The 21,951-nt window shown below is 44.8% G+C and carries 17 protein-coding genes and 1 pseudogene; 9 read left to right on the forward strand and 9 right to left on the reverse strand.

Features of this window, described 5'->3' with window-relative positions:
* Window positions 1-22: 22 nt before the first annotated feature.
* The 3 genes from J699_RS08645 to ompR all read right to left on the reverse strand — a co-directional run bounded on the left by J699_RS08645 (window position 23) and on the right by ompR (window position 4,075).
* Window positions 23-1,537 carry an acetyl-CoA hydrolase/transferase family protein gene (locus tag J699_RS08645; RefSeq protein WP_005227735.1) on the reverse strand — a complete coding sequence of 505 codons (1,515 nt, stop codon included), beginning with the start codon at window positions 1,535-1,537 and terminating at the stop codon, window positions 23-25.
* Between the two features lie 301 nt (window positions 1,538-1,838).
* On the reverse strand, window positions 1,839-3,293 hold the full coding sequence (locus J699_RS08640; RefSeq protein WP_005282612.1) for an ATP-binding protein: 1,455 nt from the start codon (window positions 3,291-3,293) through the stop codon (window positions 1,839-1,841).
* A gap of 17 nt (window positions 3,294-3,310) precedes the next feature.
* Window positions 3,311-4,075: a two-component system response regulator OmpR gene (gene ompR / locus J699_RS08635; protein ID WP_004657337.1), complete on the reverse strand. Its 765-nt coding sequence runs from the start codon at window positions 4,073-4,075 to the stop codon at window positions 3,311-3,313.
* Window positions 4,076-4,492: 417 nt separating this feature from the next.
* On the opposite strand from ompR, the gene J699_RS08630 reads away from it, so the two are divergent.
* The 5 genes from J699_RS08630 (at window position 4,493) to J699_RS08610 (ending at window position 11,477) form a co-directional block, all read left to right on the forward strand.
* On the forward strand, window positions 4,493-6,847 hold the full coding sequence (locus J699_RS08630) for a Tex family protein (RefSeq protein ID WP_032868524.1): 2,355 nt from the start codon (window positions 4,493-4,495) through the stop codon (window positions 6,845-6,847).
* A 280-nt stretch (window positions 6,848-7,127) separates the two neighbouring features.
* The gene (locus J699_RS08625) at window positions 7,128-9,317 is read left to right on the forward strand and encodes a bifunctional SulP family inorganic anion transporter/carbonic anhydrase (protein WP_032868525.1); all 2,190 of its coding nucleotides are present in this window, start codon (window positions 7,128-7,130) and stop codon (window positions 9,315-9,317) included.
* A gap of 224 nt (window positions 9,318-9,541) precedes the next feature.
* Complete coding sequence (locus J699_RS08620; RefSeq protein ID WP_005227724.1) at window positions 9,542-10,372, forward strand: AraC family transcriptional regulator; 831 nt, start codon at window positions 9,542-9,544, stop codon at window positions 10,370-10,372.
* A gap of 77 nt (window positions 10,373-10,449) precedes the next feature.
* Window positions 10,450-11,163 (forward strand): AzlC family ABC transporter permease, encoded by a 714-nt coding sequence (locus tag J699_RS08615; RefSeq protein WP_005227723.1) that lies wholly within the window; start codon window positions 10,450-10,452, stop codon window positions 11,161-11,163.
* Window positions 11,160-11,477 carry an AzlD domain-containing protein gene (locus tag J699_RS08610; protein WP_032868526.1) on the forward strand — a complete coding sequence of 106 codons (318 nt, stop codon included), beginning with the start codon at window positions 11,160-11,162 and terminating at the stop codon, window positions 11,475-11,477. The genes J699_RS08615 and J699_RS08610 overlap by 4 nt, the downstream gene beginning before the upstream one ends.
* 46 nt (window positions 11,478-11,523) lie before the next feature.
* Here the strand turns inward: J699_RS08610 and J699_RS08605 are convergent, their stop codons facing one another.
* Complete coding sequence (locus J699_RS08605) at window positions 11,524-12,279, reverse strand: SDR family oxidoreductase (protein WP_032868527.1); 756 nt, start codon at window positions 12,277-12,279, stop codon at window positions 11,524-11,526.
* A 104-nt stretch (window positions 12,280-12,383) separates the two neighbouring features.
* Between J699_RS08605 and J699_RS08600 the strand changes: the two genes are divergently transcribed.
* On the forward strand, window positions 12,384-13,268 hold the full coding sequence (locus tag J699_RS08600) for a LysR family transcriptional regulator (RefSeq protein ID WP_032868528.1): 885 nt from the start codon (window positions 12,384-12,386) through the stop codon (window positions 13,266-13,268).
* Window positions 13,269-13,348: 80 nt separating this feature from the next.
* Here J699_RS08600 and J699_RS08595 read toward each other — a convergent pair whose 3' ends face one another.
* A complete protein-coding gene (locus tag J699_RS08595; protein WP_032868529.1) occupies window positions 13,349-14,656 on the reverse strand; it encodes a CitMHS family transporter in 1,308 nt (435 codons plus the stop codon).
* A gap of 408 nt (window positions 14,657-15,064) precedes the next feature.
* On the opposite strand from J699_RS08595, the pseudogene J699_RS0218710 reads away from it, so the two are divergent.
* Window positions 15,065-15,830: pseudogene (locus tag J699_RS0218710) on the forward strand (HD domain-containing protein).
* A 64-nt stretch (window positions 15,831-15,894) separates the two neighbouring features.
* Here the strand turns inward: J699_RS0218710 and J699_RS08590 are convergent.
* A complete protein-coding gene (locus tag J699_RS08590; protein WP_032868530.1) occupies window positions 15,895-17,187 on the reverse strand; it encodes an MFS transporter in 1,293 nt (430 codons plus the stop codon).
* A gap of 368 nt (window positions 17,188-17,555) precedes the next feature.
* Here J699_RS08590 and J699_RS08585 point away from each other — a divergent pair, with 368 nt between their 5' ends.
* A complete protein-coding gene (locus J699_RS08585) occupies window positions 17,556-17,744 on the forward strand; it encodes a hypothetical protein (RefSeq protein ID WP_032868532.1) in 189 nt (62 codons plus the stop codon).
* A 3-nt stretch (window positions 17,745-17,747) separates the two neighbouring features.
* Here the strand turns inward: J699_RS08585 and J699_RS08580 are convergent, their stop codons facing one another.
* Window positions 17,748-18,125 carry a MerR family DNA-binding protein gene (locus J699_RS08580; protein ID WP_032868533.1) on the reverse strand — a complete coding sequence of 126 codons (378 nt, stop codon included), beginning with the start codon at window positions 18,123-18,125 and terminating at the stop codon, window positions 17,748-17,750.
* A gap of 106 nt (window positions 18,126-18,231) precedes the next feature.
* On the opposite strand from J699_RS08580, the gene J699_RS08575 reads away from it, so the two are divergent.
* The gene (locus tag J699_RS08575) at window positions 18,232-19,329 is read left to right on the forward strand and encodes an SDR family oxidoreductase (RefSeq protein ID WP_032868534.1); all 1,098 of its coding nucleotides are present in this window, start codon (window positions 18,232-18,234) and stop codon (window positions 19,327-19,329) included.
* Window positions 19,330-19,400: 71 nt separating this feature from the next.
* On the opposite strand, the gene J699_RS08570 is transcribed toward J699_RS08575, so the two are convergent.
* Both J699_RS08570 and J699_RS08565 read right to left on the reverse strand, forming a co-directional pair.
* Complete coding sequence (locus tag J699_RS08570; RefSeq protein WP_005282632.1) at window positions 19,401-20,288, reverse strand: SDR family NAD(P)-dependent oxidoreductase; 888 nt, start codon at window positions 20,286-20,288, stop codon at window positions 19,401-19,403.
* Between the two features lie 255 nt (window positions 20,289-20,543).
* Window positions 20,544-21,821, reverse strand: a complete 1,278-nt coding sequence (locus J699_RS08565) for an O-acetylhomoserine aminocarboxypropyltransferase/cysteine synthase family protein (RefSeq protein WP_009506728.1) — start codon at window positions 21,819-21,821, stop codon at window positions 20,544-20,546.
* Window positions 21,822-21,951: the final 130 nt, after the last annotated feature.

Here is a 21,951-nt window from a genome sequence, read left to right on the forward strand (position 1 = left end):
TTTTTAGAAACAAATGCGCAGTTTAAGCAGATTTAGCAATCTCTACAGGCGCTAACATATGACCTGTTTCTTCAAAGTTGGCATGCCAAGACAATGCTTCACGCAGAATATGTGGGGTGTGACCACCACGTTCGCAAGCACGGTCAAAGTAATCGTTTAACGCGCCTTGGTAAAGCGGGTGTACACAGTTGTCGATAATGACACGGGCACGTTCACGTGGTGCCAAGCCGCGTAAATCAGCAAGACCCACTTCAGTCACCAGAATATCAACATCGTGTTCGTTGTGATCGACATGGCTGACCATCGGTACGATCGACGAAATATCACCGCCTTTGGCAATGGATTTGGTTACGAAGATGGCAAGATGCGCATTACGGGCAAAGTCGCCTGAACCGCCGATACCGTTCATCATCTTGGTACCGCAAACGTGGGTTGAGTTTACGTTGCCGTAAATATCGAACTCAAGCGCCGTGTTAATCCCGATAATGCCTAAGCGACGTACGATTTCAGGATGGTTGGAAATTTCCTGTGGACGTAACACCAGCTTGTCTTTGTATTTCTCAAGATTGCCAAAAACACGTTCGCCACATTGCGCTGACAAGGTAATGGAACTGCCTGAAGCGAATTTCATCTTGCCGGCATCAATCAATTCAAAGGTACAGTCTTGCAGTACTTCTGAATACATCACCAGATCTTCAAAGTTTGAATCTTTAAGACCCGTTAAAACGGCATTAGCAATTGAACCAATCCCTGCCTGTAATGGACCTAAGTTCTTGGCTAAACGACCTGCAGCCACTTCCTGTTCAAAGAATTTGATCAGGTGGTTGGCAATGCCTTGGGTTTCTGCATCTGGTGCTGTTACGGTTGATGGTGAATCTGCGGTGTCATTGAACACGATCCCCACGATTTTCGCTGGATCGATTGGAATCGCGGTTGAACCAATGCGGTCATCCACTTTTGTTAATGGCAATGGGGTACGGGTTGGGCGATAAGTTGGGATATAAATATCGTGCAGACCTTCAAAGTTTTCACTGAGTGAGGTGTTGATTTCAACAATCACTTTTTCTGCAAAAATGGCAAAGCTCGCCGAGTTCCCGACCGAAGTGGTTGGAACGATATGACCATCTTCGGTAATCGCAACCGCTTCAATCACCGCAACATCAGGACGTTTCAATTGCTGGTTACGCATCTGTTCAACGGTTTCAGACAAATGCTGGTCAATAAACATTACTTCGCCGTTGTTAATCGCGCGGCGCAAGGTATTGTCAACCTGGAAGGGCATACGACGAGCCAGTACACCGGCTTCTGTCAATTGCTTGTCTAAGTCATTGCCAAGGCTGGCACCAGTAATTAACGTGATTTTTAACGGATTTTTCTTGGCTTGTTCAACCAGTGCCTGAGGAACAGCTTTTGCCTCACCTGCACGGGTAAAACCGCTCATTCCGACCGTCATATCATTTTTAATAAAGCTGGCAGCCTGTTCTGCACTCATCACTTTGTCGTGTAGAGCTGCAAGGCGAATACGACTTAAAGACATCATCCATTCTCAATTTTGCTTTTCATTGGGTATGGATTTTAGCGCTAAAACATGAAAAGTGGATTGAAATAAGGCTAAGGTCTAATACAGCTGCATACGCTTTATTCACTTGTATTTCAGCCTATTTTAAAGCTGTAATCTAGCTGTTTGAATTTATGAAGAAAAAAATAAATATATCTGAAGTAAAACAGGATGTATCAGTGTGACTGAATGGGTAGAAAGTCGCCGATTGTGTGGTGATTAAATAGGCGACTTTAGTCTAAATCAACCGGTGACAGGCGATTGATTCAGGAATTTTGCTTTAGAAATGGCCTGTCAGGGTCTGTTTGATTTTATCAATCGCATTGTTGGCCGGTTCGCTAGCTTCCACTGTTGGAATGGGTAAGGAAATCACCACTTCCAGTCCACCCTGTTCACGATTGCGAATACTGATCTGGCCCTGATGAATATCGACAATACGTTTCACAATGGCCAGTCCAAGGCCGCTCCCTTGGATGGTACGGGCAGAATTACCGCGGACAAACGGTTGCATCAGTTCTTCGACCTGATCCGGCGGAATCCCTTCACCATGATCTGCCACGGTAATCAGGATATGATCATCAACATGGCTGGCGGACAATTCAATCGGTTCTGCACCATAACGTTTGGCATTATTGATCAGATTGGCAATCAGACGTTTCAGCGACAAGCTGCGTGCAGCAATAATCGGAAGTTCCTGTGCTTCAAAACGAATATCCAGTGGCTTGAACTGCACCACCAGTTCTTGCAGCAGGCTATTCAGATTGGTCTCTGTGAGCTCTTCGTCAGAACCGTCACGCATATAGGAAATGAACTGATTCAGAATCGCGTCCATATCATCCACGTCGTAAATCAGGCCTTCACGGAAGAACTCGTCTGGCAGCATTTCCGCGGTCAGGCGAATACGGGTCAGCGGTGTACGTAGATCATGGGAAATACCTGCCAGCATGATCTGACGATCACGCTCGGTCTGTTCCAGCGTATACACCATATGGTTAAAGGCCTGATTGACCTGACGGATTTCCAGTGGCCCGTGATTGGTGTCGAGATAAGGGGCTTTACCGGTTTTACTGTAATTATTCGCAGTATTTTGCAGCCGACGCAAAGGCCGGTTCATTTGTCGCACCAGAATTAAAATAATAATGGACGATACAATCGGAACACCAAACAGCCAGCCAGCAATCAGCTCAACACTATAGTTGGTATAGGTTTTGAGTGGTTCTCTGACCCAGTTGCCATTCATTTCAGGCGTTTGAATCCAGATACGCGGAATCGGCTTGAATTTAAAATAAACCGTGACGTCTTTAACACCGAGCTCTTTGGCCAGCTTCTCTTCAATCTGGTTGGTAAAGAGTTCAGCCAGGAATTTATCTTCAACCCGCGGAAACTCTTTTGGATCGGTGACGTATTCAATCCCGATCCGGTTTTTCAACCAGGTATCGACATCGACTTCGCTATCACGATGCAAAATCCGGATATCCGGATTGTTGACCAGTTCCAGTTCAATCGCGAGATAGCGGGCATGTTGCTGTAATTCGGGAAGATAAAGGGTTCGCCAAAAGAACCATAAGGACATAAACAAGCTGAAAAAAACCATGAACAAGACCAGAATGGTAGTGCGCATGGCAGCGGAACGTGGTTTGATTTTATCTAAAAAACGTTCCCATTTGGTTCGGGGCCTTTCGGAATAAGCCGCGAACTCGGTAAACTCTTGTGGATCAATGGGTTCAAGTTTCAAAGTTTAATTTCCCGAACTTACTCTGCACCATCTGGAACAAATACATAGCCCACACCCCAGACGGTCTGGATGTAACGTGCGCGGGCAGGGTTGTCTTCAATTAAACGGCGTAAGCGAGAAACTTGCACATCAATTGAGCGCTCCATTGCACCCCATTCACGGCCACGCGCCAGATTCATCAATTTATCGCGGGTTAAGGGCTCACGAGGATGCTGGACCAGTGCTTTCAATACCGCAAATTCGCCTGTCGTTAAGGTCACGACTTGGCCTTCACGGGTCAAGGTACGTGTCGAAAGGTCGAGTGACCATGGGCCAAAGCTGACCACTTCCACTTGCTGGCTTGGGGCGCCTGGGACTTCACGCACTTGGCGACGTAACACGGCACGGATACGGGCCAGTAATTCATTTGGATTGAACGGTTTTGGCAGATAATCGTCAGCGCCTGCTTCCAGACCGGCAATACGGTCAGAATCGCTACCGCGTGCAGTGAGCATGATAATCGGAGTGTCGATATTGGATTGGCGTAGGCGACGACAAATACTTAAACCATCTTCGACAGGGAGCATAAAGTCGAGCACGATTAAAGAGAACAGTTCACGTTGCAGTAAACGATCCATTTGTGTCGCATCATGAGCAGTTTTTACCACGAAACCCTTATCTTCGAGGAAGCGTTGTAAAAGCGTACGCAAGCGCACATCGTCATCGACCACTAAAATGCGTTCGACCCGGTCTGTCTCATGGTGTACGGTTTCCGTCGATTCAGCAGGTACAACTAAACTCATGATTGTGCTCCTTTATCGTTTATTGTCATCGTCTTTATGCAATGCGAATGTGAAATATCAATAGACCTTTGAGTATACGATTCATTGCACAGTTTTGGCTATGTTATAAAGCAACAAATATTGCCAATAAAATCAAGAGATAGATACCAAATATATACAGGCAGAATTATGACAAACAACCTATTTTTTCAATATTTAGGCAGAAAAAACAGCTGATTTGAGAAATATGCGGCGATTTGCATAAAAGATTGAGTCCAGAGATTGTTCTCGAAGGGCGGGCCAATACTGCAATTAATCGCCTGTGAATAAAATTTATACAGGAATAAAACACAATATTCAAAAAAACAATGGTGGATTTTATAGCCATGAACTTTATAATCAGTGCTTTTAGAATTAACCCTTGTGGAATCAATCACGATGACTGACTTAGTTCAGCAGTTGGCAAATGAACTTGCCGTACGTCCAAACCAAGTAGAAGCTGCTATTCGTTTAATTGATGAAGGTGCTAGCGTTCCTTTTATTGCACGTTACCGTAAAGAAGTCACGCAAGGCTTAGACGATACGCAATTACGTCAACTCGATACACGTTTAACCTATTTACGTGATTTATACGAGCGTCGTGAGAAGGTGATTCAATCTTTACAAGAACAAGATAAATTAAGCGATGATTTATTGGCACGCGTCAATGCGGCTGAAACGAAAAATGCATTAGAAGAAATTTATGCACCTTATCGTCCAAAACGCACCAGCAAATCATTTAAAGCCAAAGAAGCTGGTTTAGGTCCGATTGCTGAAAAAATTATTGCAGATCAAATTGATCCTGCAGAAGCACTGGCTGGTTTTAGTCATGAAGACTATCCTGATGTTGAAAGCCAGCTCGATGCGATCCAGCACATCCTGATTGATGACTGGGCACAAAATATCGCCTTAACCACTGAATTAAAACAAACTTTTGCTAAAACTGCAGTGTTGAAAAGTGCAGTCGCTTCTGATGAGAAAAAAGAAGTGGGCAAGAAATTCCGTGATTATTTTGACTTTTCGGAAAATCTCAATAAAGTCCCTTCACACCGTTTATTGGCAATGTTACGTGGCCGTCAGGAAAATGTACTGGGTCTAAAAGTAGATGGCGAAGACGATGCTCCATTGGCACGTATCGAGACAGAATATAATCTTGAGCAACTTCAGCCACAAAGCCGTCAGGACTATTTAAAGCAAACTGCTAAATTATTCTGGCTGGGTAAAGTTCGTCCGCAAATCGAACATTCATTATTAACAGATAAGCGTTTAGCTGCTGAAGCTGAAGCGATGGATGTGTTTGCTGAAAACTTGCGTCATTTATTGCTTTCGGCACCTGCAGGTAGCCGTACCACGTTAGGTGTAGATCCTGGTATCCGTACGGGCGTGAAACTTGCTGTCGTGAGTGATGCAGGGGATGTACTGGCGCATAGCACCATTTACCCATTTGCACCAAAAGAAGATAAAGAAGGTTCGCTGGCAGAGCTTGCACGTTTATGCCGAGAGTTCCACGTGGAACTTATTGCGATTGGTAACGGTACGGCAAGCCGTGAAACTGAAGCTCTGGTTGCCGAAATGATGGCAGCCAATGCAGATTTGAAATTGACACGTATCACCGTGAGTGAAGCAGGCGCATCGGTTTATTCTGCAAGTGAATTGGCGTCACAAGAACTTCCTGAGCTTGATGTGTCGATTCGTGGCGCCGTGTCAATTGCACGCCGCCTACAAGATCCATTGGCTGAACTGGTTAAAATTGATCCGAAATCAATTGGTGTGGGACAATATCAGCATGACGTGAACCAGACCGGTTTGGCAAAAACACTGGATGCTGTGGTTGAAGACTGTGTGAATGCCGTTGGTGTAGATGTGAATACGGCTTCTCCTGCAATTCTGGCTTATATCGCAGGTTTGAATAAGTCGATTGCACAGCAAATCGTGGAATACCGTAAAGAAAATGGTCGCTTTGATAACCGTCAGGCCTTGAAAAAAGTACCACGTTTAGGCGAGCGTACCTTTGAACAGTCAGCAGGTTTCTTACGTGTTCAAAACGGTTCAGAGCCATTGGATGCTTCTGCGGTTCACCCGGAAAGTTATGGCTTGGTAGAAAAGATTGTTGCAGCAAAAGCAACGACGGTGAAAGACATTATTGGCAACACTGAAATCATTCGCCAAGTGAAGGCAGATGAGTTTGTTGATGACAAATTTGGTTTACCGACTATTCAGGACGTTTTAGCTGAATTGGAAAAACCGGGCCGTGATCCACGTCCAGAGTTCCGTACAGCCAAGTTCCGTGAAGACATTACTGAAGTTGCGCAACTGACCGAAGGCATGCAGCTTGAAGGTGTGGTGACCAATGTGACCAACTTTGGTGCCTTTGTCGATGTGGGTGTACACCAGGATGGTTTAGTACACATTTCTGAGTTGGCGAATGAATTTGTCTCTGATCCGCATAAAGTGGTGAAACCGGGCCAAATCGTACAGGTCCGTGTCATGCAGGTTGATGTGGAACGTAATCGTGTCAACTTGAGTATGCGTGCAGAAGGTTCTGCGCCAGCGAAGGCTTCACGTCCACAACGTGCAGCACAAGACCGTACCGAACGTGCAGAGCGTAAACCACAAGGCCAACGTCCTCCACGTAAAGAAGGTGACTTTAAGCGTCCGCAACAGAACAAGCCAAAAACTGAAAAACCACAAGAGCAAAAAATTGGTGGTTTAGGTGCCTTGTTATTACAAGCCGGGATTAAAGGTTCTAAATAAATTGATAATTCCTAAAAAACCTCCTTCGGGAGGTTTTTTATTGCTGTTATTTATTTGTGAGCCGAATTATGGCAGATCTGACCTCTGCGGACATACAAGATGAGGCGAATCTTAAGATCAACAAAAATAGGCTGAAATCGATAAATAAATATACAACGTTATAACGTAACCAAACTTTAAACCTTGCACTTTGTCGGACAATATCATTCAAGCCTCGAAGTAGGGAAAACGCTTTCAGGCAGTAAAAATTAATTATTTTTTTATTATAAATGGTTACTTCATGACAAGTTTAGCACTGAAAAATAGATTCCATTTAAATGACCTCCTCTCCGGAGTTGTTGTTTTTCTCGTGGCCTTACCCTTGTGTTTAGGGATTGCGTTAGCCTCCGGAGCACCGATTATTTCAGGCATTATTGCCGGAATTGTTGGCGGTATTATTGTCGGGCTGCTGAGTGGCTCTCACATTAGCGTTTCGGGTCCGGCGGCAGGACTGACTGCAGTCATTCTTGTGCAACTGGATCAATTAGGCGGCAATTATGCCGCTTTTTTATTGTGTATTGTTTTTGCCGGGATTTTACAGATTTTATTTGGGCTGTTTAAATTGGGCTTCTTTGCGAATTTTATTCCCAATAATGTGATTCTGGGATTACTGGCGGCTATTGGCGCAATTTTGATCGTAACCCAATTACCTTACTTATTCGGTTTATCCAGCTTCTCTTGGGACATGTTGTGGACCAGTACACCGAGTGCCTTGGTTCAGCATTTTGATCTGGGTGCGGCCTTAATTGGCCTGCTCAGTTTGTTTCTGATTCTGGCCTGGGATAGCAGTCCGCTTAAAAAGTTGGCCTTACCCTCGGCCCTGATCGCAGTTGTACTGGCTGCGGGACTCAATTTTATTTTAATCAGTATCGGTTCGCCGTGGGCAGTACAAAGCGATAACCTGATTCAGTTACCCAATATCTTGGAGGCGCCTCAGGAGGTGCTGGTTTTTCCTGACTTTGCATATCTGGCGGAGCCGTTGATCTACACTGGAGCAGTCACTTTGGCCATCGTAGCCTCCCTGGAAACCTTACTCAATCTGGAAGCTGCCGATAAACTGGATTCACAAAAAAGATCGTCTCCACCCAATCGTGAACTATGGGCACAAGGAGCAGGCAATATCGTATCGGGTTTAATTGGTGGTATGCCCGTGACATCGGTGATTGTGCGTAGTTCAGTCAATGCCAATACAGGTGCACGTAGCAAATGTTCCACTATTTTTCATGGGATACTTCTGTTGCTGGCAATTTTGTTCTTCGTGCCATTGATGAACATGATTCCATTGTCTGCGCTGGCTGCTATTTTGATTGTAACGGGTTTTAAACTCACGCATCCCAAATTATTCAAACAGTTATATCAAAAAGGCTGGAAGCAGTTCTTACCGTTTATTATTACGCTGGTTGCAATTTTACTGACAGATTTGTTGACGGGCATCGTGATCGGTTTGCTGACCAGTAGCGGCTTCATTCTGTATGGTAATTTTAATAAAGGGGTACGGGTCTATAAAGAGAAGCATTTGCATGGCATTGTGACCCGGATTGAACTGCCTTCACAAGTGACCTTTCTGAACCGTTCTGCATTGATTTCAGCCTTGGAGCATGTACATAAATACCAGCAGCTGATTATTGATGCAACCCAGTGTGATTCGATTGATCCCGATATTTATCAAGTGATTCAGGACTATCAGAATGAAACTGCCAGTAAGCGTCAGATCGACCTAAAGCTGATCGGATTTAAGCAACATTATCAGGATGTCGATGAGGCAGCGCTGGATATTTATATCAGTACCCGGGAACTGCAACGTAAATTAAGCCCGCAACAGGTCATCACCTTACTCAAAGAGGGTAATGAGCGTTTTGTCAAAAATGAACGCCTGCAACGGGATGTTTATCGCCAGATCCGGGTCACTGCGGATGAAGGACAGCACCCGATTGCAGCGGTACTGGGCTGTATGGATTCGCGTGCACCAACTGAGATGATCTTTGATGTCGGGATTGGCGATTTATTCAGTTTAAGGATTGCAGGAAATATTGCGGGACAAAAAGTACTGGGTTCGCTTGAGTTTGCCTGTCAGGCCAAAGGCTCCAAGGTGATTCTGGTTTTGGGTCATACCGATTGTGGTGCTGTTACCAGTGCCTGCCAGTTACGTTTACAGCAGAAACGGGTTTCTGATGTGCAAGAGATGCCTCATATCCAGTATGTACTGGGGCCGTTGATGCATTCAGTTGATAGTGTCTATGACATTATGCAACCGCGCGATTTAAGTCGGGCTTTTATCAATCAGGTCACGGCAATGAATGTGCATTACAATATTCAATACATTACGGCGCATAGTCCGGTATTGAAAGACCTGCTGGATCGAGGCGAAATTGCAATAGTCGGTGCAATTTATGATGTGAAGACCGGACAGGTCGAGTTTCTAGATCGTTGATGCTTCATCTAAAAAAGCGCCTGTTCTCAGGCGCTTTTTTATTGATGCCATGATCAATCGATTGCATATACTGGATAAGACGTTTATTTGTTGAAAAGCAGAATAAACCCTGACCTACTGCTGTCATGGGCGTAGAATAGCCGCTATAAACAGCAATTTTATTCTATAAATTTCATGCAATCGCGCTAACCTGACATGATGCAAAAAATTCAAAGGAGGTCGTGATGTCGCGTAGACCTCGTGAACAAGTTGATTACCTCCATCTGGAAGAACTGGGTGGTCTGGAAATGCTGAAAGCAAGTTACTATCAGCAGGAGTTTTCACGACATGTTCATGAAGGATTTTGTATTGGCGTGATCGAAGAGGGCGCACAGCGCTTTTATCGAACCGGTGGCAATCATGTGGCGCCACAGGGCGATATTATTCTGGTCAATGCCGATGAAGTGCATACCGGATCTTCGGCGGTAGACACTGGCTGGCGTTATCGCGCAATCTATCCAACACCTGAAGTATTTAATGAACTCACCCGCGATCTGACGACGGTACACGGTACTGCACCTTGGTTTAGAGAAGCGGTATTGCATGATGAAGGCTTGGCCCAGCAATTCCGTTTATTGTTTGATTTACTGGAACAACCGAACAATAGCTTGTTAAAACAGACCTTATTCTTGTCGACGATTGCATGGCTGGTGTCCAAATACAGTCAGGTCAAGCCGCATGTGACCGATTTGAGCAATGCCAAACAGCGAATCCTTAATATAAAAGAACTGATGGCAACGATGCCTGAGCAAGAATTTTCCTTGGCTGAGCTGGCAGAAATGGCCAATCTGAGTCAGTGGCATTTCTTGAGACAATTTAAAAAACATGTCGGGTTGTCACCGCATGCATGGCTGGTACAGGCACGGTTGCAGAAATCGCAAAGATTGTTAAGACAGGGGCTGAATTTATCCGAAGTCTCACAACAATGTGGTTTCTCGGATCAGAGCCATTTTAGCCGGCATTTCCGTCAGACCTTTGGTATTACGCCCGGCGGTTATATTGCCTATCTCAAATAAAACAGCAATTTTATGCAATTCTCCTGATGCAAATTTTGGCATAGTCATACGGTCTTTTATTAACCCTTGTGATTTTGATGTTAAGTGACAGCGTAACTGATGATACCCCCATGACCGTAACGCGGGCATTTTTTAATGGTGTCGTCAAAATACTACCGCTGTGTTTTGCGGTGTTACCGTGGGGCTTACTCGCGGGCTCTATGGCAATTCAGGCTGGGCTGACCACCTTACAGGCGGTGGGCATGTCTGCGCTGGTTTTTGCGGGTGCAGCACAGTTAATGACTTTGGGGCTGGTCATGGCAGGAACACCTGCTTTAACCATTATTATCTCCGTGTTTTTAATCACCACCCAGCATTATCTGTATGCGCTCTATCTACGTGACGATATTTCCAGACAGCCATTGAAACATCGCTTAATGTTGGGATTTCTACTGACAGATGAACTGTTTGCGGTCAGTATTAAGAAACAGCAGCATTATATTTATTATTTGCTGGGTGCAGGCAGTTGCTTCTATCTATGCTGGGTGTTGTTCAGCCTGTGTGGCGTATTGCTGGCAGCTTCGGTGCCCAATCTGGATCAATATCATCTCGATTTTTCCATTGTTGCGACCTTTATCGCCATCGTAATTCCATTTATTAAAAACCTGAATACGCTGGTCGGTGTACTGGTCTCGGTTATGCTGACGGTTGTTTTCTTGAGTCTGGGCATTAAAAGTGCAGCCATCTTGGCGGGGGTGATTGGTATGTTAACTGCGACCTGTTTGCAGAATCTGCGGGAGCGTGCGGCATGAGTTGGTTTCTGCTGATTATTCTGGCCATTGTGGTCTTCATGAATCGCTATATTCTGCTGGAGCCGAATATTCCATTACGCTTACCGAAATGGTTCCAGCAATCCTTGCAGTATTCTGCACCGTGTTTATTGACCGCAATTGCCACGCCGATTGTATTTATGGATGAGCAGGGAGCTTTCCGTAGTACTTTACTCAACCCCTATTTTCTGGCGACGCTGCTTACCATTGTAATTGCCTACAAGGTCAAGCATACCTTGTTGACCATTATCCTGAGTCTGGCCTGTTTTTACGGGTTGGTATTTTGGTTGCATTAAACGCTTGGGCTGTTAAATAAAGTGCCCAAGCGTTTCATTTTGGGAGTTAACGGGTGGTATAACCGCCATTGGCGAAAATGGTTTGGCCTGTAATCCACCAGCCCTCTGTGACCAGAAAACGAACCAGCGGTTCAATATCTTCAATTTGGGTCAGTCCACCTAAAGCGGAAGCAGATTGATGATAGGCCACGGCTTCAGGTGCTTCCTGACCATAGAAAAATGGCGTATCCATCGGACCCGGCGCAACCGCAGTCACCGAAATGCCACGTTCACCAAACTCTTTGGATGCGGCACGGGTGTAATGTTCCACCGGTGCTTTCAGACCTTCATAGGTGGAATAGAGACCGGTATAGGCAGCCAGTAAGCTGGTCACAATACTACAGATTTTTCCGTGTGGATTGAGATGACGGCCTGCAGACTGAATGAAGAAATAGGCAATCTTGTTATTGATCTCATTCATCCCGTCAAATTCCTGTTCAGTCGTCTCCAGATATGGTTTCTTGAGCACGCGACCGACGGTATTGATGGCAATATCAACGCCACCAAATTCTGCTTTGGCTTGGACAAAGAGTGCTTCAATATTCTGGATATCGGATAAATCTGCTTGCACCAAAACCGCTTTTGCCCCGAATGCCTGTACGGCTTTTAAGGTTTCTTCTGCATCTGCCTGTGTTGCTGCACTATTATAATGAATGAGCAAGTTTGCTCCTTGTTCTGCAAACTTGCGTGAAATCAAGCCTCCCAGGTTTTTAGCGCCGCCCGTAATCAAGACGGTTTTTCCTGCTAGCGTATGTTGTGACATCTCTCTCTCCTGATTGTTGTGTATGAAAATCATGCTAATGCAATTTATTTGTTTGAAATAGTTGTTAGTATTGAACTGATTGTGCAGAAAAGTTGAATAATAAAATGGATAAGATTGAGCGCTTAAAAATCTTTTGTTTAGTGGCAGAGAAGCAATCTTTTGCACAAGCTGCACTGCAACTGGGATTGCCCCGCTCCAACGTGACCTATGCCATACAGGCGCTTGAAAAAGAATATGAAGTACTGCTGTTCTATCGCACCACTCGTAAAGTTGCTTTAACCCATGAGGGGAGTCTGTTTTATCAGGAAGCCATGCGTCTGGTGACGCAATTAAAAGAGCTGAATCGCTTTAAGACGCATGTGCGGAGTACGGAAGGCAAGATTAGCATTGGCATGCCAAAACGCTTGGCCACTCAGCTGTTGATTCCGCATTTAGGTTGTTTTTATCAGCGCTATCCCAAGGTCAAGGTGCTGGTGAATGGTTGTGATGACTTTTCCAATCTGATTGAACAGCAACTGGATTGTGTGGTGCGGGTGGGACAGGTACAGGACCAATATCTGCTGATCAGACCCATCACACAAACCCATATCTGGACACTGGCAGCACCTGCTTATCTAGCTGAATTTGGTGAACCCAAAAGCTTTGAGGAGCTGCAGCAGCATTATGCCGTGGACTACCATGTGGCGAAACATTATCGGGAATGGAGTGAATTGGTATTTCGGGATCAGCGTCTGAGAATGCCGTACCGTTTACTGATTGAAAATACCGAAGCCTATATTCAGGCCGGTTTGGCTGGCATTGGTATTATCCAGATTCCTGAATTTGATGCTGCACCCTATGTACGGCAAGGTGTGTTACAGCGTTTATTTGTAGAGGTTCCGGACTTGCAATTACCGGTCAATATTTTATTGACGGATCGCCAGTATCGTCCTCAATATTTTCAGGATTTTATTGATTGGTTAGAGGAATTATTAAAGCAGCAGCTCTAGGCATTGATCTGCTCACGATAAAAATTTATAAGCCATAAAAAAAAGCATACCTGAGTATGCTCTTTTTATGTTGGCAAAGATTAATAGAGACCGAGCAAGAAACCAACACCTAAGGTGAAGAAACTAAATAGCCAGATCCAGCCAAACGAGTAACGTAAATGACGTCCCATGTCTGTACCTGCAAGCCCCATGGCCAGCCATGTTGCTGGTGAGAATGGGCTAACGAAGGTACCGGCGTTATTGCCAATCGCCATGGCATACACCACCGAATCAGCAGTTACACCAGCAGTTGCAGTCACTTCCTGAACAATCGGCAAGAGGGCAAAATAGTAAGCATCGGTACTGGTAAACAGATCCATTGGAACACCTAGGATACCGACCAGAATATGCAGGCTACCGACCCAAGTCGTTGGTAAAATATGAATCAGATCCAGTGCGATTGACTTCAACATGCCTGATTCGGAGAGAATTCCCAAAAAGGCGCCAGCAGCAAAAATAATGGCCACCATGCTTAAGGCTTGAGGTGCATGTCGGCTGATCACCGCCATTTGTTCTCTTGGTTTAGGGAAGTTCACCAATAATACGAGTGATAAGGCAATCATAAAGACGTAAGGTGCAGAGAATAGACCAAACGCCAGACAGATAACCGCAAGAACAACCAGACCGATGTTAAACCAGAACTTTTTAGGTTTGATGTGTTCTTGTACATCTTCCGCCATATCGGCTGCCATGCAGTCCTGTTCAAAAGGTGTGGTACCCAAGGCTTGTGCTGCCAGAATACGTTTCTTTTCACGTAAGCCCATCAATACGGCAAAGCCCATCATGCCCAGAATACCAATCACCTGTACCGGGATCAGGCTCTGCCAGAGTGCGGCGGCTTCAATGCCGGTCACGGCAGATGCACGACCTAAAGGGCCACCCCACGGCACCATATTCATAATACCCATACTGCCGGCCATGAGTAACAGCATCAGATAAGGACTCATCCCCAGTTTGCGATAGAGCGGCAGTAAGGCAGGAATAATAATTAGAAAAGTGGCCGCCCCGGAACCGTCCAGATGTACGATAGCAGCAATCAAGGTGGTCATCACCGCAACAATCACCACATTACCGCGGGTCAGACGCACCATGTTGCGGATCATGGGGTCAAAAACATGTAACTCTTTTAAAATACTGAAAAACAAAATGGCAAATAAAAACATGGTGGCCACTTTGCTGACTTTTAATAAACCTGCTTCAAAGAAGCCGGAAATCTCGCTAATCGAAAAGCCAGCAATGAGCGCCCCAATAAGCGGAACAATCGACATTGCAACAATTGGACTGGTTTTACCCGACATGAGTAACGCGACAATCGTTACAATAATTAGAATACCTATCAGCGTAAGCATTATTTACTCCCTTAAGTCGTAACCTCTTGCCATAAAAAAAGTGTTAAAAGTACACCAAAAAATAAAAAACAAAGCGCCGTCCATTATGCATAAAAACTTAAATTACGCTTAAACTTCAGCAGAAAAACTAAACGAAATGCTGGATAAGTGAGCAAATTATTTAATTTTCGCTAAAAATGGTTGTAAAGGAAATTGAAAAACTGGCTGAAAAGTAGTGGAGTTTTTATCATTTTTTGCGCTTGTTCAGCAGCGAAAAATATCGGAAGAGGGGGGAGAAAAAGCCAAAGTTGATCCAGGCTTCATGGCCGTCTTGTTTAAACCAGCTCAGGTCGAGAAAGGAAAAGACTTTGACAGATGCAATGCGTTGCTTTAAAAATTAGAGTAATTACTCTAATTTTGGAAAATACGATGCAGATTGGTCGACAGCACTGGATGAACCGGACTTCTGGTGATTTAGGATTAAAAGATCGCATAACCTTGCTGAGTCACAGTTTACTGCCAGTCATTCAGCAAACCATTAAAAGCTATGCTCTAGCCCACCATAAGCAGCGCAACAGAATGCAGCAACTGAGTATCGAAGATCTGGTATTGCCTGATAGCTCAGATGTACAACAGGCCTTGGCCCAGATGCAGTCTTGTAGTGCTGAGGCCTTACAGAATCACTGTCTGCGTACATGGTGTTACGCCATTGCCTTTGCCAAAATGCAACCACTGCAATGTGATGCTGAGCTATTAGCCGTTTCATGCCTGTTACACGATTTGGGGGATGACAACACAGCATTATCAGCATCATGCACATTGCCGTTGCTTTGCCGGGCAAGGAGCCTATGCGGCGAAAGACTGGTCAATTCAACAAGGCTGGTCAATCGGGCGCGCTGATCAGCTGTTTGATGTAATCAGTCTGCACATGAATCCCCATGTCACCCTTGAGCAGGGGATTGAGGCTCATCTATTACAACAGGCTGCCAGTTGTGACGTCATTGGTAGCCGTGGTTTTGAATTTTCCAAACAGTTTAGACAGCAATTACAGCAACACTATCCGCGCCTCGATTTTAACCGGATCATGATTGAATTTACCCAGCGGGAAGCTGAACAGCGTCCCCGTTCCCGCACCGCCATGCTGGTCCAGAGTGGATTTAAGCAGTTGGTGAATGCAAATCCTTATTTAAAATAAGTCCAAAATAAAAAACCACTTTTGCCTGAACAAAAGTGGTTTTGCTTGTTAAGTTTGAATGTAGTTAGTGGTCATGTTCCAGATATTCAGGCTTTTTCGGTAAGGCCCAGCTACAGAAGAAACAGATCATCAGCATGATAATCACATAAATAAAGAAGATGTTTTCAATACCTGCATCTTTAAATAGCAACGCCACCGATGGTGCTGAACCACCAAACAAGGCATTACCGACGGCATAAGAGAAACCGACACCTAAGGCACGCACATGTGGAGGGAACATTTCTGCTTTGACCAAACCACTGATTGAGGTGTAGAAGCTCAGCAGCATCATCAGGAAAATCAGTAATAAGGTGATAATAACAGGCGAGTCAGCAAAGCTGCGCATACCGGTGACCATCACTGGATAGATAAAGATCGCGCTAAGTAAACTGAAAGCCAGCATGGATGCACGACGGCCAATACGGTCTGAAAGCATCCCAAACAACGGTTGCGCCAACATAAACACAAACAAGGCTGTGGTCATAATGAAACCGACAGTTTTGCCATCCATCCCGATGTTGGTGAGATAGGTTTTAGAATAGACTGTAATCACATAGAAAGTCAGTGAACCTGCAGAGGTATAGCCGACTACCAGCAAGAAGGTTTTCCAGTGCTGTTTCAGTAAGGCAACCAGACTACCGGATTCCTCACGTTCCGCATCTTCATGCGATAAGGTTTCTTCTAAACGGCTTCGTGCCAGTAAAGACAAGATTGCAGCAATCCCCCCAATCACGAATGGAATACGCCAGCCGCCATCATTCAATTGCTGTTCAGTCATAAAGCCAAGCAGGATGACCCCGAGTAAGCTGGCGAGTAGCTGACCACCGGATAAGGTGACATATTGAAACGAAGCAAAGAAACCGCGTTGTCCTTTTAAGCCCAGCTCACTCATATAGGTGGCGACAGCACCATATTCACCACCGACCGAAAGGCCTTGTAATAAACGAACCATCAGTAGCAGGAAAGGGGCCCACATACCGACTTGATCATAGGTCGGTAAGGCTGCAAACAGGAATGAACTCAGTGCCATCAGACAAATTGAAATCACCATGGACTGTTTGCGACCGTGACGATCAGCGATCCGTCCGAATAACCAGCTGCCGATTGGTCGCATAAAGAAGCTGGCAGCAAATACACCCCATACATAAATCGCTTTAGTGGTTGGATCCATATCCGGTGCAGTTAATGCATGCGTAAAATAAGCAGCAAAGACGGCATAGATATAGAAATCAAACCATTCAACCAAGTTCCCTGATGCCGCACCGACGATACCTTTGATACGACTTCTTCTTTCTTCCTTGCTATATACCTGACTCATATACGTTCCTTTTCACCAAGCAAGATTCTGTAACTGAATCTTTACAGAATGTTATATACCGCTAAAGAAGCATGAAAATGACACTATTTTGTATGTTTTTTATGAATATATTTTTATCTAGAGAGAATCAGTATGTTTCTGAGCTAACTCATTGACAGATATACATTGTCAGAATGGTCAATGTATAGATTTTAATCTTTTTAAAAGCAGAGAATTAAGTATTTATAAGAGACAATATTTGCATCCGCCTGATTCAGTTTATGTAAATGGTCTGTAATAGAGCCATTTTGGTGCAATCTATCTTGAACCTTTCTTTTAGATGATTGCATGGCTGCGTGGAGATTAAAACTTGATCGATGCATTAAGACATGAATATCCATTCATTAAGCTATAAACAGGCCGAATCTTTAGAACTGGTGATTAAAGCAGCAAAGCTGTGGATAAGTTTCAGTTTATACACACAGCCAATCCGTGTTGTTTTTGATCGTATTTTCATCCGTCCTGATTTTTTGCTTTTGGCTTATACCGTGCTAGAGCAGCAAGCTATTTCGGAATAACAATTAGTCCAGCACTGGAATAACGCAGTCTGCTCTGAATGGGCAGGGCTCTCCCTGCGTAAATTGAGTTAGCATGCTTCTGATCTGATAAAGCTGGGCAATTTTTTCATCAATCAGATTGAGCTTTTCTTGAAGCAGGGTCTGGACCTGTGCCGCAGGAATTTCCTCTTGCGCCGTCATATTTAAAATTTGCTTGATTTCATTCAGGGTGTAGCCCAGATTTTTGGCAGAACGAATCAGTTGTAGCTGTTGCAGCGTCTGTTCCGGATAATCTTTATAGCCATTATTACAGGTCATGGACTGGATCAGCTGCATCTTTTCATAAAAGCGAATGGTGTCCCGGCTTAGGTTTGCCTGTTTTGCCAACTGTCCAATCAACATCTTGCGTATCCTTTATTGTTATAAAAAAAGCGGTATTAACCCCTTGACCATTGAGTGTACTCCATCCTTTAACCTGTGCCTACAGTCAATCAAATAGGCATAAAAAATGGACCATAATCACTTAAAAAATCAACAATATTGTCAAGTTGCACTGGTTGCTGGCGCGACAGGTTTTATTGGCCGCTATCTGATTCTGCAACTTTTGCAACAGGGACATTCAGTTTTCGCCCTGATCCGTAATCCGCTGGAGCAACAACAGGCCCTGATTCAATGGCTGCAACAAAAAAATGTTTCTTTGCAGCAACTGACTTTTATTCAAGGGGATGTGACTCAGGTAAATCTTGGTATTCAGCCACAAGACTGGGAGAAATTAAAGTCCATCAATACTTTATATAATAGTAGTGCCTTGTTTGCCTGGAATCTGGAGATGCAGCAGGCACGGGCAGTCAATGTTGATGGTGCACTGAATTTACTGGCCTGTGTACATCAGCATTGTGACTTAAAACGTGCTGTGCATATGTCAGGATATATGCTGACTCTGCTTGATCACTTACGCCAGGCAGGCGTCTGTCTTGAACAGCCCGACCAGACTGACTGGCTCGTGGTATATCAGCGCTTAGGTGCCTATGAGGCCTCAAAGATAGAGGCCCATTTTGCCTGGATCCGCGCCGCACAACGCTTGTCGGTGGAGTGGACCATTATCCATCCAGCAACGGTGTTGGGTGATGATGTCTCTGGTGAGATTCCGTTGAACCAGCCGATTGCGCAAATGATTGATCTGCTAAAACGCAAGAAAATGAGTGCACTGCCGGCAACTGCACAACATTATCTGCCTTTGATCCGGGTCGATGATTTATGTCAGATCATGGTCAAGGCTTCGATGGATCAGGCGTTAACAAATCAGTCGATGCTGGTAGTCAGCGAGCATGATCTGGCCCTACCGCAATTGACGGGCATGATTGCAGCGCAGTTGCAGGTCAAGGCACCTACACGGCATGTTCCGATCGGATTGTTGAAAATGATTTTAAAGTGGCAATGGCTGGCGAAGAAGCTGGAAATGTCTCGGGAAATGTTAGATTTCCTTAGAACCGAACCTTTAGAACAAGTAGTGTTACAGCAGTTCAAACAGCGCTGGCAGATTGCAACGGGTGATCTGGAAGAGGCAATTCGTAAAACCACGGACTGGGTCAGTCAGGCCCGTTAAAGCGAGTTTTATTCAAAATAAAAACAGCCCGTCAAAGGACGGGCTGTTTTCTTAATGAACCAGCTAGAGGCTTACCAGTGTTCACCTGGGAACAGGCGGGCATAAGCACGTTGCACCAGATTGAGTTTTTCCTGTTTGCCCACAGATGCGGTAGAGCTTGGGAACAGGTTATAGCCAATCGACATCAGGATATTGTTGATGTCTGGTGCGATTGCATAGGTAATCGAAGCCAGACGACCAAGATTGGTGGCGATTTTCTTTGGACGTTTCACGATGGCATAAGCAATCAGATCGGCAGCTTCTTCTGGTGAAAGCGTTGGGACATATTTATAGATTTTGGTTGGTGCAATCATTGGTGTACGGACCAAAGGCATATAAATAGAGGTAATCGCAATTTTATGTGCATGTACTTCTGCGGATAAGCAGCGGCTGAATGCATCCAAAGCCGCTTTTGATGCAACATAAGCTGAGAAGCGGGTTGCATTGGCAAGTACCCCGATTGAGCTGATATTGATGATCTGGCCATCTTTGCGCTGCATCATGTGCGGCAGGATATTCAGAACCAGACGTACTGCACCGAAATAGTTGAGCTGCATGGTGCGCTCGAAGTCATGAAAACGGTCAACCGATTCATGTACCGCTCGGCGAATTGAACGACCGGCATTATTTACAAGAATGTCGATGTGATCCACTGCAGCCAGAATTTCTTTTGAAACCGCATCAATGGATTCCATTTCGTTGAGATCACATGGAAACACAGACGCCTTTCCACCTTCAGCCTCGATCTCTGCTTTGACCTCATCTAACTTCTCCTTGGTGCGAGCGAGCAATAAGACATGGGCCCCAGCTTGCGCAAGGTATTTTGAAACCGTTAAACCAATACCACTTGATGCACCAGTGACAATGATTGTTTTACCGTCGACTTTTTGCTGAAAAAGTTTTTTGAGTTTTGCATTCATGTAAGTATCCTACATTCATCACGAATCATGCTGTTGTGTGCAATGCTGTCCTATACCGCTTAACACTGCAATTTATTTTGGTCTAATATTAACCGATCTTTTTTGTTTGTCTAGTGTAAATGTTTGAAAAATAATATCTTTTTTAGAGTAAAAGCTCTAAAAAAAGGTGTTGTATTAGTTGAAAAATCGAGCATATTTTTTTGGTTTTGCACAAAAAATAAGCCCCATTTCCGGGGCTCGTTGATTTCATTAAAATTAAACTTGGGCGAGGGCTTGTTCGAGATCGGCAATCAGGTCATCCACATGTTCGATACCAATCGACAAACGCACTAAATCTTCACTGACACCTGCTGATTTTAGCTCTTCTGCATTGAGTTGGCGGTGAGTTGTGGTCGCCGGATGGCAGGCCAGACTTTTGGCGTCGCCAATGTTGACCAGACGGGTAAACAGTTGCAAGGCATCAATAAAGCGAGTACCGCCTTTTAAGCCATCTTGCACACCAAAGGACAGGATGGCAGAAGGTTTACCTTTCACATACTTTTGCGCCAAATGATGCTGTGGATGATCTTTCAGACCCGCATAATTGACCCATTTTACTTTGGGATGCTGTTTTAAATATTCAGCAATCTTGATGGCATTTTCTGTGTGACGTTCCATTCTCAGGTTTAAAGTTTCCAGTCCTTGCAGGATCAGGAATACGCTGAGCGGACTAATGGCTGCGCCGGTATTGCGTAACGGTACCACCCGCGCACGGGCAATATAAGCTGCTTCTCCCAATACTTCGACATAATTGACACCATGATAGCTTGGGTCTGGCGTGTTTAATGCTTTGAAGCGTTCAGGATATTTGCCCCAAGGAAATTTACCGCTATCGACAATCACACCACCGATGCTATTACCGTGACCGCCGATATATTTGGTCAGGGAATGAATCACAATATCTGCACCAAATTCAAAAGGTTTAAGCAGTGCAGGTGTTGCTACCGTATTATCGACAATCACAGGCACACCATACTCATGCGCAATCTTGGCAATGGCTTCAAGGTCGATGATATTGCCGAGCGGATTACCGATCGATTCCACAAACACCAGTTTGGTTTTGTCATCAATAATTTGACGCAGCGCTTCCGGATTCTGATAGTCAAAGAAACGGACTTCAATGCCTTGCTTCGGCAAGGTGTGGGCAAATAAATTATAAGTTCCGCCATATAAGGTGGAGACCGAGGCGATATTGTCGCCTGCTTCGGCAATGGTCTGAATTGCGTAGGTAATCGCAGCCATGCCGGAGGCCAGTGCCAACGCCCCAATCCCACCTTCCAGTGCTGCAATACGTTGTTCAAGCACGGCAGTGGTCGGGTTCATAATCCGGGTATAGATATTACCCTGAACTTTTAAATCAAATAGGTCGGCCCCATGCTGTGTATTATCAAAGGCATAAGAGGTGGTTTGATAGATCGGCACGGCCACAGCCTTGGTGGTAGCCTCTGGTGAATATCCCGCATGAATGGCTAAAGTTTCATCTTTATAGGTCATGATGACTTCATCTACGTGAGTTAAATAATCATCGAGTCTAGCCGATATTTTATCCAGAAGGGTGCATAAATTTTGCGCTGTATAGCGTTTTTAGTGATATAGCAGGTTTAATCCGAAGCAGATCAATTTT

This window comes from Acinetobacter sp. 1000160, assembly GCF_000588715.1.
GTDB lineage: Bacteria > Pseudomonadota > Gammaproteobacteria > Pseudomonadales > Moraxellaceae > Acinetobacter > Acinetobacter courvalinii.